Genomic DNA, 16,482 nt, shown 5'->3' with positions numbered 1-16,482 from the left:
CCGTGTCGCACGTCCGCGCAAATGACCGTTGCGGTCATCGGACCGCCTCGGTTCAGCCTCGGCGGTGGATCAGCTGAGGCCTGAGTACGAGTGCAGGCCGTTGAAGTACATGTTGACGACGGTGAAGTTGAAGATCACCGTGGCGATGCCGATGAGGTTGAGCACGGCGACCTTTGTCGGTCCCCAACCGCGTGTGGCGCGGGCATGCAGGTATGCGGCATAGATGACCCAGACGACGAATGTCCAGATCTCCTTCGAGTCCCAGCCCCAGTAACGGCTCCAGGCCACCTCGGCCCAGATGGCGCCGGCGATGAGGGTGAACGTCCAGGTGATGAATCCGACCGCGGCGATCGTGTAGGAGAACCGCTCCAGGTCGATGCTCGCGGGCATCCGGCGCATGAACCGCAGCCACTTCGGGTTCTTGGTCTCCTGCGCGTTCTTGAGGATCTGGAACACAGCGAGGATCGCGGAGATGTAGAGCAGCGAGGTCGACAGGATGGCGATCGGTACGTGGATGGCGATCCAGTAGGAGTCGAGCGCCGGGATGAGCTTCGCAGCTGGTGTGTAGAAGACCGTGATGGCCAGGCCCAGGCACAGGAGCACTCCCCCGGCCACGATTGTGCCCAGGTAGCGGATGTCCTTCTTGATGTTGACGATGAGGAAGACGATGACGGTGATCACGGTGGCGGTGAGGACGTATTCCATCATGTTGCCCCACGGGACACGCATCACTGACAGCGCGCGAGTGAGCACAGCGGCCACGTGCAGGAGCGCGGCGAGAACGAGGAGTGCGGTGCCGATCCTCGCCCCGCGACGAGGCTTGTCCTTGCCCGACCCGGTCGTGACCTCGGCCGAAACGTCAGTCTGCGGCGGATCGAGGAGAGCCGTGGTGGTCTTCCGGTTCGTCCGTCGCACGTTCGAAGGTTTGGCGGCGCCGCTGGCGCTGGCTTCCGTCTGCTTGAGCTCGCGCCCGCCGAAGAGGTCGAAGGCGTAGAAGATCATGGCGACGGCGTAGACGATCATCGCCGAGATGATGAGCTGGTTCGACCACATTGCGAGGTCAGTGTTGACGTCCATACATCCTCCGCACCAGCGGTGCTCTTCCATTGCGTCGTGGGTGTTGCTGCGTTGTCTTGCTGCGTTGTCTCGCTGCGTTGTCACAGTGTTCGGGCCGCCCGTTTCAGTGTCGGCCCGCGACAATTCTACTCCGCGTAGTACCTAAAGCTAATCATTTCTCTCCCCCTGCACTTCAACCCCGCGTGCTTCGCGGACCCGAGTCCGAGTCAAGGCCGTCGTCGGGATCATCGTCAGAGCCGACTTCGGGTTCGTCGGCAAGGTCCTTCGCCAGGTCCTGCGCCGCGCGTTCGACCATCTGATCCTCACCGCGGGCCAAAGCCGCGACTTCGGCCTGACCGTCCTTGATGCGCACCCACATGCGTCGGCGCGGGATGAACAGCGACAGGCCCAATCCCAGCAGCACGGCGATCGCGCTGACGAGCATCAGGCCCTGCGTCGGGTCCTGAGAGATGTCGACGGCGATGTAGCGTTTGACTCCGTCAAAGGTCACCGAGCCACCGTCGGGCAGCTCCTGGGTCTCCCCCTCGGCCAGTTGGATGAGCAGAGGATTGCCCGAGGCGTCGGTCATCTCCGTCATGTTCTCTGCATCGATCGTGTACACCGACTGCGGGGTTCCATCGTCGAGGCCGAGGTCACCGGTGTAGCCGCTCATCACGAGGTAGGGGTTGCGCAGTTCAGCGAAGCTCGAGACCAGTTCGCCGTTCTCGTTCTGAGTCGCCGTCGGCAGGAACACACCGACGAAGCCCATCTGGGTACCAGCAGAGTCGGGCACCTTGATGACACCTTCCGAGGTGTAGCCCGGGTCTCCGCCGTCGGGGATGAAGACCTGTGGCCCGGACTGCACGACCTGGCCCTTGGCGTCCTTGACCGTGACCTCCGGAGCATAGCCGTTCCCGGTCAGGTACACGCCCGTCCCGGCCACACGCACGGGCTCGTTGACCCGCAGTGTGTGCTGCTCGCTCTTGCCGTCAGCGGTGGCTGTGACCTTGGCATCAAAGGTCCGGGGCTGGCCGAACTGACTGCCCGGGGCCTGGTCGTCGAAGGTGGCGTTGAAGTCGTCGAGCTTGAGCCGGAAGTCCGGCAGGCTGTCTGCGTCGAAGTAGGAGCCCGGTTCGAACGAGTCGTAGGCGACCAAGGAGTTCGTGAAGGTCTCGCCCTCGACGAGGATCCGCTGACCCTGGTAGCCGAACAGGGAGCCGATCGCCATCGTCAGAGTTGCGACGAGGAGGGCGATATGGAAGACCAGGTTGCCGGTCTCACGCAGATAGCCGCGTTCGGCAGCCACGTGGTCATCGTGGCGAATCGTGCGGTAGCCGAGCTTCTTCAGGCGTGCCTGTGCGGTGTCGAGGAAGTCCTGATCCGCACTCTCGCGAGACTCCGCGGATCCCATCGCCGAGGTGAAGGTTTCGTATCCGGGCATCCGACCCAACCGCCTCGGCGCCTTGGGTGGGGCCGAACGCATGGCCTTCCAGTGCTGAGCCGAACGTGGGATCACGCAGCCGATGAGCGAGATCATCAGGAGGAGGTAGATCGCGGAGAACCAGATCGAGGAGTACACATCGAACATCTGGATCGTGTCGAGGAACTCGCCCCACGCACCGTTGGACTCGAGGAAGGTGTTGACTCGGCCCGGGTCCTGGATCCGCTGCGGCAGCAGGGAGCCCGGGATCGCAGCCAGAGCGAGGATGAGGAGGAGGATCAGGGCCACCCGCATCGTCGTCAGCTGGCGCCACGCCCACCGGCACATGCCGATGAATCCCAGTTGCGGCTGAGTCACAGCTTTCTTGTCAGCGGTCTTCTTCGCCACTAGATCACCACTTCGAATTCATAGATCAGACCCTGCAGAGAGGTCATCCACGCGTTCCACAGCCCAGAGGCCATGAGAACGCCCAACACGATGAGCATGATGCCGCCGGCACGGACGATTGCCGTCTGGTGCCTGCGCACCCAGGTCAGGCGGCCGGCACCCTTGTGGATCGCCACCGCCAGGAGGATGAAGGGAATGCCCAGGCCCAGGCAGTAGACGAAGGCCAAAATTGCGCCGCGCCAGATCGTTCCCTCGCCGCCGAAGCTGACCGACATCGACAGAACTGCCGACAGCGTCGGGCCTACGCACGGGGCCCAGCCGAGGGCGAAGGTGGCGCCGAGCACGGGCGCACCCCACAGGCCTGCCTTGGGACGAGCACGGATTCGGTGCTCGGTCTGGAGGAGGCCGAAGCCGCCCATGAAGACGAAGCCGGCGATGATGACGACGACGCCGAGGATCCTGATGAGCACACCCTGCCACTGTGAGAACAGTGCGCCCAGGGCCGAGAATCCGGTCCCCAGCAGGACGAAGACGATGGTGAACCCGAGGACGAACAGTGCGATCCCGACGACGACCCGCCAGGTCTCCTTGTCCTTGAGGGAGGATCCGCTCAACCCGGTGACATAGCCGACATACCCGGGGACCAGCGGCAGCACGCACGGTGAGGCGAACGAGACGAGGCCGGCCAGTGCGGCCGCGCCGGCGGCCAGAAGCAGCGGCCCGTCGAGAACCGTCTGGGCGAAGTCCGCCCCGATTCCACTCACTCCGCCTGCACGTCCTCGATGAGTCCCTTGAGCGTCGACTCATCGACCTCGCCGACGACCCGAGCTGCGGCGCGCCCCTTCGCATCGAGGACGACGGTGGAGGGTGTGGCCTGCGGCGGGAGGACGCCTGAGAGCAGAGCTACCATGTCGCCGTTGGTGTCGAGCATGTTCGCATAGGGAATCTGGTAGTTCGTGATGAAGGCGTTGGCTGCGGCTTCCTGGTCGCGGACGTTGACGCCGAGGAACTGGACCTCGTCGCCGAACTCCTCGGCCAGGGACTTCAGCGCCGGCGCTTCCTTCCGGCACGGCGGACAGGCCGCGTACCAGAGGTTGATGACGACCGGGGTGGGTCGAAGGTCAGCCAGCGACATCGACTTCCCGTCGAGCGTTTCGAAGCTCAGCTCCAGAGGTTCCCCACGCTTCTCCTTGGCCACCTGTGACACGACGCCGGAGCCCGACACATATCCCTGATCCGATCCGGCCTGATCGGCCAGTTCGTCATTCTCGCTGCAGGCGCTGAGCACCATGGCGGTGCCGGCAACCAGCCCGGTCAGGAGGGTGCGGCGGTTCAGTGGATTGCGGGCATTCATGCTCCCGACACCGCTTGCTTGGGCTGCAGATCTGCACAGATGCTCTCGTAACTCACGGAAACAAGTGTGGACGATTCGAATGTGAAACTGGTGATAGAAGCCAGGTCACATTCCCGTTTCCGGGGGTCGTGGACGAGGGAACGCTGCTCACCTGCCAGACGCGTCATCCAGATCGGAAGCTGATGGGAGACGATGACTCCCTCGGCATCGGGACCGTGTTTGGCCAGTTTGGCGCGCAGGCTGGCCATGGCCGCCTGCATACGCAGCACAATCTGCTTATAGGGCTCGCCCCAGGAGGGTGTCAGCGGGTTGTACAGGCGCGCGAGATTGCGCGGCTGGGCCAATCGGCGCGCGTTGACCTTCTGACCTTCGAAGGAGTTCGCGGCCTCGAGCACACGGTCATCGGTGAAGACAGGCAGGTCGAGTCGCTGGTGCATCGGGTCGATCGTCTGTTGTGCCCGCAGCAGCGGGGATGCCACAAGCTCGACCGGCGTGACCGCCGCGGTGGCGAAGTGCTCGCCGACGCGTCGGGCCATCTCATGGCCGCGTTCGGTCAGCCCGAAGTTCGGCAGACGCCCGTAGAGGATGCCGTCGGGGTTGTCGACCTCACCGTGCCTGACCAGATGGATCATCGCCATCAGTTCCCCTGCGTGTTCGGTACACCTGCCGCGGCCTTGGCTGCGGCAGGCAGTGCCGTGATGATCCGATCCAGGATCTCATCGGTGTGAGCGTAGGACAGGAACCAGGCTTCGAAGGCGCTCGGCGGCATGTGGATGCCCTGATCGAGCATGGCATTGAAGAACGCGGAGTAGCGGTCGACGTTCTGTGTTCTGGCGTCGTCGTAGTTGATGACCTCACGGTCGGTGAAGAAGACGGAGAACATCGAGTTCGCCGACTGGATGGTGTGCTCCACACCTTCGGCCTCCAGCGCCGAGGCGACTGCTGGCCGCAGAATGTCCGCGGCTCGGGCAATGTGCGAGTACACATCGAGTTCGGTCGTGAGCTTGAGCGTGGTCAGACCGGCGGCCGTGGCCACGGGGTTTCCGGACAGGGTTCCCGCCTGGTAGACGGGGCCCGTCGGAGCCAGATGCTCCATCACGTCGGCGCGTCCGCCGAAGGCCGCGGCCGGGAAGCCACCGCCCATGACCTTGCCGAAGGTGAACAGGTCGGCCGGTCCCTCGGGGTAGCCGAGCGATTGGGCCTCATAGCCGTACCAACCGGCGTCCGAGACGCGGAATCCGGTCATCACCTCGTCGCTGATCATCAGCGCGCCGTTGGCCTTGGTCAGACGGCGGATGGTGTTGGTGAAACCGTCGCGAGGAGGCACGACGCCCATGTTTCCGGGGCTGGCCTCTGTGATGACGCAGGCGATCTCGTCACCGTGTTCGGCGAAGACGGCTTCCAGACCAGCGGCATCGTTGTAGTCGACGATGATCGTGTCCGAGGCCTGCGCCCCGGTGACGCCGGGGGTATCGGGCAGGGAGAAGGTGGCCAACCCGGAGCCGGCCTGGGCCAGGAGGGCGTCGACGTGGCCGTGGTAGCAGCCGGCGAACTTCACGATCTTCGCCCGGCCCGTGTAGCCACGGGCCAAGCGGATGGCGCTCATGGTCGCTTCGGTGCCCGAAGACACCAGACGCACCTGCTCAACGGGGTCGACCCGGGCCACGATCTCCTCGGCGAGTTCGACCTCACCGGTCGACGGGGTGCCGAAGGAGAAGCCCTTGACGGCGGCTTCCTGCACGGCCGCGAGCACCTCGGGGCGGGAGTGGCCCATGATCATGGGCCCCCAGGAACCGATGAGGTCGATGTAGTCATTGCCGTCGGCGTCGCGCAGCCAGGCTCCGGTCGCCGAGGTGATGAAGCGCGGGGTGCCTCCGACGGCTTTGAAGGCCCGCACCGGTGAGTTCACTCCACCGGGGATGACGTGTTCGGCGCGCTCGAACAGCGCGGCCGACTTCGCAGTCTCGTGTTTCATGGGTTCTCCTGAAGAAGTCGCCGGATCGGTGGTCGGTTCAGATGATAGTTGAGTGGCTGCACTCAGGGGGCAGACGTGGTGGGTTCGACGGCTGACGGCGGAGTGTCGACCGGGCCCTCGCCGATCTCGCGCATATGGGCGGTGACCTTGCCGAAGATGTGACCGAGGATCTCCATCTCCTCCGGTTCGAGCAGATCGACGAGATGATCGCGGACGCCTGCCACATGGGTGGGCGCCATGGACACGAGGAGCTGCCATCCGGCCTCGGTCATCTGGCAGTTGACTCCACGCCCGTCTTCGGGGATCGAAAAGCGTTCGAGGAGGCCCTTCTTCTCCATCCGCGCCACGCTGTGCGTCAGACGTGAGCGCGACATCGTCGTATCCATGGCGAGCAGAGCCATGCGCATCGTCCGATCCTCATGTTCGCTCAACCGCACCAGGATCTCGTACTCGGGCATTCCGATGCTGTGGTTCTCCCGCAGTTCCTTGTCCAGCTGCGTTGTCAGCAGCTGTGAACCGGTGAGATAGCTTCTCCAGGCCCGTTGATCGGGGCCGCTGAGCCAGCGTGGTTCGCTCATCATCGTGCTCCACCCGACTGGTCCGAGTTCAGACGCTGAGCCACTTCCGTGGCCCAATAGGTGAGGATGGCGTCGGCGCCGGCGCGTTTGAAGGCGATGAGGGATTCGTCGATCGCGCGTTCGCGTTCGATGGCTCCGGCTGCGGCCGCGAATTCGATCATCGCGTATTCCCCCGACACCTGATAGGCCCACACGGGCACCGGAGATTCGCAGGCCACCTCGGCGAGGACGTCGAGGTAGGGCAGGCCCGGTTTGACCATGACGACGTCGGCGCCTTCGGCCAGGTCGAGGTCGAGTTCGCGCATGGCTTCGCGTCCGTTGGCGGGGTCCTGCTGGTAGGTCTTGCGGTCTCCCTGCAGCTCCGAGTCCACGGCTTCGCGGAAGGGGCCGAAGAACGCCGAAGCATATTTCGCCGAGTAGGACATGACGACGACGTCGGTGAAGCCTTCGAGGTCCAGCGCCTCACGGCAGGCCGCGACCTGACCGTCCATCATCCCCGAGAGCCCCAGCACGTGTGCCCCGGCTCGGGCCTGCGCCACGGCCATGGACGCGTAGCGGGTCAGGGTTGCATCATTGTCGACACCACCGGAGGCGTCGAGGACTCCGCAGTGTCCGTGGGAGGTGAATTCGTCGAGGCACAGATCGGCCATGATGACCGTTTCATCGCCGAGGTTGTCCCGCAGCAGCGTCAACGCGCGGTTGAGGATGCCCTCGGGGTCATCGGCCTGGGAGCCTTCGTTGTCCTTGTGCTCTGGAATCCCGAACAGCATCAGTCCGCCGACTCCGGCGTCGACGGCTTCGTTGGCCGCCTCAAGGAGGGAGTCCAAGGTGTGCTGGACGACTCCAGGCATGCTGGTCAGCGGCGCCGCTTCGCTCAGTGTCTCCTTGACGAACATGGGCAGGATGAGATCGGCCGGGTGCAGGCGTGCCTCGGAGACGAGTCGGCGCAGGGCCGGTGTCGTCCGCAGGCGGCGGGGCCGAACGGTTCCGGGGACCATGGTCATGTCAGGCCTTCTTTCTGCGGCGCTTCTGGCTGGGGCGCGTCGGGGTGGTTCCCGCCGCCAGGTCTTCTTCGCGTGCGGACATCGCGAATTCGACCAATCCGTCGATGAGGGAGGTGAGGTTGGCTTCTTCTGCGAGAACGTCGACGCGCAGACCGTGTTCTGCCGCGGTGTTGGCCGTGGCCGGTCCGATGCAGCAGATCACCGAGGTGGCTGCCGGCTTCCCCGCGATCCCGACGAGGTTGCGCACCGTCGAAGAGGACGTGAAGAGGAATGCGTCGAAGTCGCCTGCCTTGATGGCTTCGCGGATGGGCGCCGGGGGCGGTGAGGCTCGCACGGTCCGGTAGGCCGTGACGTCGTCGGGGTCCCAGCCCTTCTCGAGGAGGCCGGCCACGAGGACCTCGGTGGCGATGTCTGCACGTGGCAGCAGCACCGTGTTCATCGGGTCGATGTCATCGACGTAGTCAGGCCAGGCTGCGGCCAGTCCGCGTGCCGAGTGCTCGCCGTCGGGTACAAGATCGGGGGTGATGCCCCAATCGATGAGTGAGGCGGCGGTGCGTCCGCCGACGGCGGCGACCTTGACGCCGGAGAGTGAGCGGGAGTCGAGGCCGAAGTCCTCGAACCACATGCGCACGGCACGGACAGCGTTGACCGAGGTGAAGCCCACCCATTCATACGAACCGTCGACGAGACCCCGGATGGCCTTCTCCATCTGAGTCGGCGTACGCGGGGGCTGAACGGCGATGGTGGGGACAACGGTGCCGACGGCACCCAACTCTCCGAGCGCCTCGGCGGTGGAGGTTCCCTGTTCCTTCGTCCGGGGAATGAGGACCTGCCAGCCGAAGAGCGGTTTGGTCTCGAACCAGCTGAGTTCGCCTCGCGATTCCACGCCCTGTCCCATGATCACCACCATACGATCTCCACCGCCCTGAGCCATCGTCAGGGCCTGACCCAAGGTGGTCTCCACGCTCGTCTGGTCGGTCGTGGAGATGCCCCAGCCCAGGAGCACCTTCGTATCGACGTCCCAGCCGTCGTCGAGCAGGGCGCGAATCGCCTGTTCGTGGTCTGCGGCGGCACCGGTGAACACGTGTGTGGTGTTGCGATGGCGGGAGACATCGACGTGTGTCTGGGGTCCGGCCTCGATGAAGCGGACCGAGCGGACGCGGTTCGTCGTCAGGGCGGTGCCGGTGTAGGCGGAGGTGGCCGCGGACAGTCCGACGCCGGGCACGATCTCGACATCGACGTCGGCCTTGCGACACACTGCTGCTTCGGCAGTCGTCGTGGTGAACAGGATGCCGTCATCGGAGCTCAGCCGCACCACGGTCTTATCGGGTCGAGCCAGCTCCGCGAGCTTGCGGCCGCGGGTGGAGGCCGTTGCGCCCAGCTGACTGGCTTCGATGATCTCAGTGGCCTGCGATACGTAGGCAGTGACGATCTCGGAGTGCACGTGGGTGTCGTAGACGACGATCTCAGCGTTGGCGAGGATGTCGGCGCCGCGGATCGTCATCAGACCCGACTCACCGGGGCCGCTGCCGATGAAGACGACGCGGGGTGAGACGGGCAGAAGGCGGCGGGGCTGGACCTGACCGGTTGTCATACCTGCTCCTGGACTTTGACAGGGGTGAGGTGATCCGCGGACTGGGCGGGATCGATGCCGAGCTGGCCCAGCAGATCCTCGGCGGCTGCGGTGCCGAGTTCATCGGCGAGCCGGGCGAGTTCCTTGCCTGTGATGGACAGCTGATTCGCGCTGCCGGAGTCCAGATCCACATCCGGAGTCGTGGGCAGCGGGGCGACCTGGCGGGTGCGGGCGAGTTTGCCGTCGTCATCGGCCATGACGGCATCGACGACGAAGTCAGAGCCCTGAATCGTGGCCAGGGCACCGATCGGCGCCGAACATCCGGCTTCGGCACGAGAGAGGATCGCCCTCTCGCAGGTCACGGCCAGGTCGGTGGTCTCATCGTGGAGACGCTTGAGCTGAGTGCGGACCTCAGCATCTGCCTCCATCACCTCATTGTCGAGGGCGAACGGGCTGTCGGCTCCACGTGTCTCAACCGCCAGGGCTCCCTGTCCGGGGGCGGGCAGCATCGTATCGAAGTCAAGGGAGTCGGTGGCCTCGGCCAGACGACCGATGCGACGAACCCCGGCCGCGGCGAGCACGACTGCGTCGAGTCGACCGTCGCGGACGTGGGCGATGCGGGTGTCGACGTTTCCGCGCACCCCGCGGACCTCGATATCGGGGCGTGCGGCACGCAGCTGCACGGCACGGCGCGGAGAACCGGTGCCGACGACGCTGCCTGCGGGCAGCTCGGCGAAGCTCAGACCGTCGCGACCGATGAGGACATCGGCAGGATCGACCCGCGGTGGGATCGCAGCCATCTGGATGCCCGCCTCGGGGGTGGTGGGCAGGTCCTTGAGCGAGTGCACGGCGATGTCGATCTTGCCCTGGTGCAGGGCCTGTCGGACGGCGGAGACGAAGACTCCGGTGCCGCCGAAGCCGGTCAGGGGCGACATGTTGACATCACCTTCAGTCACGACTTCGACGATCTCCACGCGCCACCCGGTCAGTGCCGCCAGCTGGTGTGCGATCGCTGTCGACTGGGAGCGTGCGAGCTTCGACCGGCGGGTGCCCAGGCGGATCGTGCGACCGGAGAAGTGCTCTGGTTCGACGATGTCGAGGGTGTGGTCGGCGACCGGACGCACCCCGTCGGCCTCGACGTGATTCGCGCTTGAGGCCGTGGCGATCTTGGTCTCCGGCTTCGCGATCGAGTGGGCGACCTTGTTCGTCGGCAGGTCGAAGAGCTGCATGAGAGCCTGCGCGTAGTCGACGTCCGAGTCGGTTACGGCCAGTTCCTTGACCTTGACCGTCGGCGTGTGGATCAGCTTCTCCGCCACCCGGTGCAGGGACTTGCGGATCTCGGCGAAGGCCTTGTCATCGACTTCGGCGCCGATCTTCTTCTCCAGGCGCTTCGTCTCCGCGGCGAGAACCTCCTTGGCGTGGCTGCGCAGGGCGGTCACGGTGGGTGCAACGGCGCGTTCCTTGGCTCCGGACTCGAGCTTGGCCAGCTCCTCCGTGATGATTGCCCGCACGGCTTCGACGGTTTCGACGACCGCGGCATCGCGCTGGTTCGCTGAGCTGGTGAGCATGGTTCTGATCTCACCGAGCCCGAACAGTGCCACATGCTCGAACTCGCGCACCGTGGGGTCGATGTCGTGGGGCAGGGCGAGGTCGACGAAGGCCTTGTTCGCTGCACCCTTGGGGTTCTGGGACAGACCAGCTTGGATGTCCTCGCGGGTGACGACGACTTCCCGGGCACCGGTGCAGGAGATGATGAGGTCGGCGTCGGCGATCTCCTCTGCCAGGATTCGGGAGGTGAGTTCGCGCGCACGACCGCCCACCTCGGCGACGAGGCGTTCTGCCTTGTCCACGGTCCTGTTGAGCACGGTGGTCTGTGCCACGCCCTCTTTGTGCAGTCCGGAGACGACGAGGCCCGACATGGCACCAGCGCCGATGACCAGGGCGTTCGCGGCTCGCAGGGAGCCGATGTGAGCTTGGGCGGCTTCGAGCGCCGCACTGAAGAGTGAACGGGCGACCTCGTCGAGGCCGGTCTCCGAGTGGGCTCTCTTGCCCACCCGCAGGCTCTGCTGCAGTGCATGGGAGAGGTCTGAGGTCAGTGCTCCGGCCGACAGCGATTCGGTGAAGGTCGAACGCAGCTGTCCCAGGATCTGGGCCTCACCGATCGCCATCGAGTCGAGACCGCAGGAGACCTTGAGCAGGTGTTCCTGGGCCTGAGTGTCGTAGTGGGCGTAGAAGTGCCCGGCGATGTCCTGCCATTCCTTGTCGATGGAGGACACGAGCGCGTTGCCGAGGTCGGCGAGTCCACCGTGGAAGGCCGTGACATCGGCGATGAGCTCGAGGCGGTTGCAGGTGGACAGGACTGCAAGTCCCTCCACGTTGTCGCCGGCCAGTGCGTCGTCGCGCAGTGCTCCGACCTCACCGGTGCCGAACGCCAGAGCGTCCAGCATGTCGATCGGGGCCGACTGATGGGAAATGCCGAGAACCAAGAGAGTCAATTCCTGTGCTCCTCAAAACCTGGGTTGAGCGGTGCCGATTCAAGCGCCGAATAGTATGCGAGTACTTGCAGCTCACTGGCCAGATCGACTTGATGCACGCGGACGGTGTCCGGGGCGTCGAGCACGGTGGGTGCGAAGTTCAGGATGCCGCGCACGCCGGCTTCGGCGGCGATGTGCGCCGCCGCCGGTGCCGCAGATGCGGGTACTGCCATGACGACGAGGTCGATGGCCTCGGGCCAGGTGGCGAGTTCGTTGAGGTCGGAGACCGGCAGAGTGCCGATCACGGTTCCGATCTTGGCCTCATCGGTGTCGAAGATTGCGGTGAGTGAAAGTCCGCGGCGTTTGAATCCTGCGTAGTCTGCCAGGGCCGAGCCCAGGCGACCGGCGCCGATGATCGCGACGGTGCGCGCTCGATCGAGACCGAGGAAGGTGCGCAGAGTCGAGGCGAGGTCTTCGCAGGAGTAGCCGACTCCGCGCCGGCCCGAGCGTCCCAGCTGGGACAGGTCCTTGCGCAGAATCGACGATGAGACGCCGCTGCGGGCCGCCAAGGTCTCCGAGGACACCGTTGACTGGCCCGTTGCGGCGATCGTCTCAACCGTCTGCAGGTAGATCGGGAGTCGGGAGATGACGCGTTCGGGCACGTCCTTGCGGACGACACCCTCAATGCTGTTGGCGGACAGAATCTCGCCCACGTAAACGCGTCACTCCTTCAATCGATCTCATGCGCCCAAAGCCGCAAGGGCCTTAGACAGCCGGTCCGTATCGACCCGATGGAAGCTGTGCTGCCGACCGTTGAGCAATACGACCGGGACATCCCAACCGTATTGACCGGAAAGATCGTCATCGGAGTCGATGTCGATCTCGTCCACGCTCACGTCTCTGCCGACCACCGCCTCGGCGATGGCCTCCCTGGCGGTCTCGCACAGGTGGCAGTCGGCGCGCGTCAGGAAGGTCAATGTGACCACTGCACACTCCTCATCGGGCGACAACAAACCCCGCCGAAATCAGATTCGAACGGGGCGTAGGACCTGCGCGGTCTTACTTCTTGTTGCGACGCTGGTGACGTGTCTTACGAAGCTGCTTACGGTGCTTCTTCTTCGACATACGCTTGCGGCGCTTCTTGATGACTGAGCCCACGCGGGTACCCCTTGTGATCGTCGGTGGAGGTGAACATCAGGTGCCCACCCATTGAACTAACCGTACGATTCTATCGCCTGGGCCTCTGCTTTCCCAAAACTGTGTCCAGTTCCACAGCCCCCGAGAGCACGATCCGCGAGGAGGCGGGCCTCAGTCGAAGTAGGGGTCGAGTCCGAAGAATGGGAACAGGTTCTTCCTCGTCCCCATCACGGCTCGGTCGAGTTCAGATTCGGGGTCGAATCCGTTCGACCAGCGAGTGTATTCGCCGTCATAGCCGTCGGTCATCGACAGGGGCGCCTCACGTCCGGTCTTCGTCTGCGCGTAGTTCGCCCACCGGCCCGGAATGCGGGCGCCGGGGTCGATGTCGAGTCCCGCGGAGATCGCGAGCACATTGGTCCAGGCGCGGGGCACCACATCGATGATCGCGTAGCCCCCTCCCCCGGTCGCCAGCCACTTTCCGCCGGTGTGCTCGGCAGCCAGGTCACGCACCCATTCGGTGGCCACCCGCATCGCGTCCACGCTCAGACGCATGTGCGTCAGCGGGTCGCTGCGGTGTCCGTCGCAGCCGTGCTGGGAGACGATGACCTGCGGCTGAAATCCGTCGATGATCGCGGGGATGGTGGCGTCGAAGGCCCGTAGCCAGTCAGCGTCGAGCGTGCGCGGGGGCAGTGCGATGTTTGCCGCCGAGGCGGCCGCGCGCAGTCCGCCGATGTCGGCGGGGAAACCGGAGCCGGGGAACAGGAACTTCCCGGATTCATGCATGGAGATCGTCAGCACCCGTGGGTCATCCCAGAAGAACTTCTCCACACCGTCGCCGTGGTGGGCGTCGAGGTCGATGTAGGCGATGCGTTCGTAGCCGGCACCCAGGAATTCGGTGATGGCTCCGGCGATGTCGTTGTACACGCAGAACCCACTGGCGTGGTCGGGCATCGCGTGGTGCATCCCGCCGGTGAAGTTCACGGCGTGGGAGTAGTCGCCGGAGATGATGGCCCGAGCCGAGTCGACCGAGCCCTGGAACAGCATCGCCGAGGCGGCGTGCATGTTCTCGAAGCCGGGGACGTCTTCGGTGCCGATCCCGTATTTCCTCGCGTCCTCGTCGCTGAGTTCGGCTCCGTCCCCGATCTTCTTCACCGCGGCGATGAAGTCCGCGTCGTGAAGGTTCGCCAAGGTGTCCTCTTCGACGTCGCTGACACCGTGAATGTGGACATTGTCGGCGTCGAAGAGGCCGAAGTCCATGGCCAGCTTCGCGGTCAGATCGAGTCTGAGGGGATGCATGGGATGGCTGGGTCCGAAGTTGTATCCGGTCACCGCATCGTCCCAGACGACATACACATCGCTATCGGCCATGAAGACCATGCTATATGGCACAGCTCACCTACGAAGATTCGCAGGCTGCGGGATCTACCATAGAGTCTGTGTCCAAGAATTCCCCACAGCGCTTCGACCGGCTCCTGCGCCCGGGTCGGTGGGTCCGCGACTTCGTCGACGACCTCGCCGTTGCCTCGCCGGCACGACTGGCGATCGGCTCCTTCGTCGCGGTAGTGGCATTCTTCGCGATCCTTCTGATGCTGCCGGCGAGCATGCGCGACCCCGGGTCGGTCTCTGAAGCCCAGCACATCGCCAATGCGATCTTCGTAGCCGTGTCCTCGGTCTGCGTGACCGGGCTGACCCCGGTGGTCACGGAGAACTACTGGTCAGACTTCGGAATCTCGGTCATCACCGCCGGAATCCAGGTCGGAGGTCTGGGAATCCTCACCCTCGCGTCGGTGCTGGGCATGGCGGTCTCCCGCCGGCTGGGAGTCAGGCAGCGCCTCATCGCCCAACAGGCCACCTCGGCTCTCAATCTGGGTCAGGTCGGCACCTTGCTCAAGACCGTCGTCATCACCATCGTCACCGCCGAGGCGATTCTCGCGGTGCTGATGTTCCCCCGGTTCCTCATCCGCGGCGAGAGCATCGGCGATGCCCTCTGGTACTCCGTGTTCTACTCGATCTCGGCGTTCAACAACGCGGGCTTCACGATCCACCCGGGCGGCGGAGCCTATTTCGCCTCTGATCCGTGGATCCTCTCGCTGCTCATGCTCGGCGTCTTCGTCGGTGCTCTGGGCTTCCCGGTCGTGCTCATGATCGCGATGCAGTGGAACCATCCCAAGAAATGGGACCTGCACACGAAGCTGACCCTGACGACGACGACCGTGGTCCTGGCCATCGGTCTTGTGTTTCTCCTCATCTTCGAATCGGCCAACCCGGACACGTTGGGTGACAAGAACGCCGGACACACCTTCGTCGAGGTCCTGTTCATGGCGGTGATGCCGCGTTCGGGCGGGTTCTCGACCATGGAGATCGCGGACATGAGCCAGTCCTCGCACCTGCTCATGGACCTCATGATGTTCATCGGCGGCGGATCCTCGTCCACGGCCGGCGGCATCAAGGTCACGACCGTGGCCGTGCTCGTGCTGGCCGCCTATACCGAAGCTCGCGGTCTGCAGGACGTACACGTCTTCGGACGGCGACTGACGTCCTCGACGATCAAACTCGCGATCTCGGTTCTGCTCACGGGTGCCATCATCGTCTTCATCGGCACGCTGATGATGCTGCAGATCTCTGCCGAACCTTTGGACAAGGTGCTGTTCGAGGTGATCTCCGCGTTCGGCACCGTGGGTTTGAGCTCCGGGGTCTCGGCCACCGTCAACGAGGCAGGCCTGTACTGTCTGTCCGTGATCATGCTCATCGGCCGTCTCGGTACGATTACACTGGCGGCAGCCCTGTCCATGCAGGACTCGGTGCGCCTGTACCGCTATCCCGAAGAAAGGCCGGTCGTTGGCTAACGAACACACCTCAATCCTGGTCATCGGACTCGGACGCTTCGGGTCGTCGACCGCAGCCACTCTGGCCAAGCTGGGCCGTGAGGTCATGGCGATCGAACACAGCGCCGAACTGGTCAAGGACTGGAGCGGGAAACTCACCCACGTCGTCGAGGCCGATGCCACGAACATCGATGCCCTGCGCCAGGTGGGTGCCGGTGACTTCTCCACCGCCGTCGTCGGGATCGGAACCTCGATCGAAGACAGTGTGCTGACCACGGCCAACCTCGTGGATCTGGGCGTGGGACAGGTGTGGGCGAAGGCCATCTCACCCGCCCACGGCAAGATCCTCCACCGTATCGGCGCCCACCACGTCCTCTATCCCGAATCCGATGCCGGCCGGCGTGTGGCGCACCTGGTGAGTTCGCGGATGATGGAGTACATCGAGTTCGACGAAGGGCACTTCGCCGTGGTGAAGATGCGGCCTCCACGTGAGATCCAGGGCTTCACTCTCAGCGAATCGGGTGTCCGCGATAAGTACGGAGTCACGATCGTGGGCATCAAGAGCCCCAGCCGCGACTTCACCTACGCCGAGCCCACGACTCGCGTGGGCAAGCAGGATCTGCTCATCGTCGCCGGCCATGTGGAGCTGCTGGGACGCTTCGCCGGTCGGCCGTAGGG

The 16,482-nt window shown here is 64.7% G+C and carries 16 protein-coding genes; 2 read left to right on the top strand and 14 right to left on the bottom strand.

What is annotated here, in order from left to right:
* Positions 1 to 69: 69 nt before the first annotated feature.
* The 14 genes from ccsB to LQ788_RS05810 all read right to left on the bottom strand — a co-directional run bounded on the left by ccsB (position 70) and on the right by LQ788_RS05810 (position 14,356).
* The gene (gene ccsB, locus LQ788_RS05875; RefSeq protein ID WP_231445872.1) at positions 70 to 1,077 is read right to left on the bottom strand and encodes a c-type cytochrome biogenesis protein CcsB; all 1,008 of its coding nucleotides are present in this window, start codon (positions 1,075 to 1,077) and stop codon (positions 70 to 72) included.
* Positions 1,078 to 1,249: 172 nt separating this feature from the next.
* On the bottom strand, positions 1,250 to 2,854 hold the full coding sequence (gene resB / locus LQ788_RS05870) for a cytochrome c biogenesis protein ResB (RefSeq protein ID WP_394801328.1): 1,605 nt from the start codon (positions 2,852 to 2,854) through the stop codon (positions 1,250 to 1,252).
* 29 nt (positions 2,855 to 2,883) lie between these two features.
* Complete coding sequence (locus LQ788_RS05865) at positions 2,884 to 3,639, bottom strand: cytochrome c biogenesis CcdA family protein (RefSeq protein WP_231447343.1); 756 nt, start codon at positions 3,637 to 3,639, stop codon at positions 2,884 to 2,886.
* Positions 3,640 to 3,644: 5 nt separating this feature from the next.
* Entirely contained in the window at positions 3,645 to 4,238 is a 594-nt protein-coding gene (locus LQ788_RS05860) for a TlpA family protein disulfide reductase (protein ID WP_231445871.1), read from the bottom strand.
* The gene (locus LQ788_RS05855; RefSeq protein ID WP_231445870.1) at positions 4,235 to 4,876 is read right to left on the bottom strand and encodes a histidine phosphatase family protein; all 642 of its coding nucleotides are present in this window, start codon (positions 4,874 to 4,876) and stop codon (positions 4,235 to 4,237) included. Before LQ788_RS05855 ends, LQ788_RS05860 begins: the two co-directional genes overlap by 4 nt.
* Complete coding sequence (hemL, locus tag LQ788_RS05850) at positions 4,876 to 6,213, bottom strand: glutamate-1-semialdehyde 2,1-aminomutase (protein ID WP_231445869.1); 1,338 nt, start codon at positions 6,211 to 6,213, stop codon at positions 4,876 to 4,878. The genes LQ788_RS05855 and hemL overlap by 1 nt, the downstream gene beginning before the upstream one ends.
* A 62-nt stretch (positions 6,214 to 6,275) precedes the next feature.
* Entirely contained in the window at positions 6,276 to 6,794 is a 519-nt protein-coding gene (locus LQ788_RS05845) for a MarR family winged helix-turn-helix transcriptional regulator (protein ID WP_231445868.1), read from the bottom strand.
* Entirely contained in the window at positions 6,791 to 7,795 is a 1,005-nt protein-coding gene (gene hemB, locus LQ788_RS05840; protein ID WP_231445867.1) for a porphobilinogen synthase, read from the bottom strand. Before hemB ends, LQ788_RS05845 begins: the two co-directional genes overlap by 4 nt.
* A 1-nt stretch (position 7,796) precedes the next feature.
* Complete coding sequence (locus tag LQ788_RS05835; protein ID WP_231445866.1) at positions 7,797 to 9,389, bottom strand: bifunctional uroporphyrinogen-III C-methyltransferase/uroporphyrinogen-III synthase; 1,593 nt, start codon at positions 9,387 to 9,389, stop codon at positions 7,797 to 7,799.
* Positions 9,386 to 11,863, bottom strand: a complete 2,478-nt coding sequence (hemA, locus tag LQ788_RS05830) for a glutamyl-tRNA reductase (protein ID WP_231445864.1) — start codon at positions 11,861 to 11,863, stop codon at positions 9,386 to 9,388. Before hemA ends, LQ788_RS05835 begins: the two co-directional genes overlap by 4 nt.
* Positions 11,860 to 12,555, bottom strand: a complete 696-nt coding sequence (locus LQ788_RS05825; RefSeq protein ID WP_231445863.1) for a redox-sensing transcriptional repressor Rex — start codon at positions 12,553 to 12,555, stop codon at positions 11,860 to 11,862. The genes hemA and LQ788_RS05825 overlap by 4 nt, the downstream gene beginning before the upstream one ends.
* Positions 12,556 to 12,582: 27 nt before the next feature.
* Complete coding sequence (locus LQ788_RS05820; protein WP_231445862.1) at positions 12,583 to 12,828, bottom strand: glutaredoxin family protein; 246 nt, start codon at positions 12,826 to 12,828, stop codon at positions 12,583 to 12,585.
* A 73-nt stretch (positions 12,829 to 12,901) separates the two neighbouring features.
* A complete protein-coding gene (locus tag LQ788_RS05815) occupies positions 12,902 to 13,000 on the bottom strand; it encodes a 30S ribosomal protein bS22 (protein WP_009882927.1) in 99 nt (32 codons plus the stop codon).
* Positions 13,001 to 13,150: 150 nt separating this feature from the next.
* A complete protein-coding gene (locus tag LQ788_RS05810) occupies positions 13,151 to 14,356 on the bottom strand; it encodes an acetoin utilization protein AcuC (RefSeq protein ID WP_231447341.1) in 1,206 nt (401 codons plus the stop codon).
* A gap of 59 nt (positions 14,357 to 14,415) precedes the next feature.
* Between LQ788_RS05810 and LQ788_RS05805 the strand changes: the two genes are divergently transcribed.
* The gene (locus LQ788_RS05805) at positions 14,416 to 15,825 is read left to right on the top strand and encodes a TrkH family potassium uptake protein (RefSeq protein WP_317207062.1); all 1,410 of its coding nucleotides are present in this window, start codon (positions 14,416 to 14,418) and stop codon (positions 15,823 to 15,825) included.
* Positions 15,818 to 16,480, top strand: coding sequence for a potassium channel family protein (locus tag LQ788_RS05800; protein ID WP_231445860.1), 663 nt, complete (start codon positions 15,818 to 15,820; stop codon positions 16,478 to 16,480). Before LQ788_RS05805 ends, LQ788_RS05800 begins: the two co-directional genes overlap by 8 nt.
* Positions 16,481 to 16,482: the final 2 nt, after the last annotated feature.

Source organism: Brevibacterium zhoupengii, assembly GCF_021117425.1.
Lineage (GTDB): Bacteria > Actinomycetota > Actinomycetes > Actinomycetales > Brevibacteriaceae > Brevibacterium > Brevibacterium zhoupengii.
The sequence above is the reverse complement of the archived record's forward strand: the minus strand, read 5'-3'. Positions and strand labels throughout refer to the sequence as shown.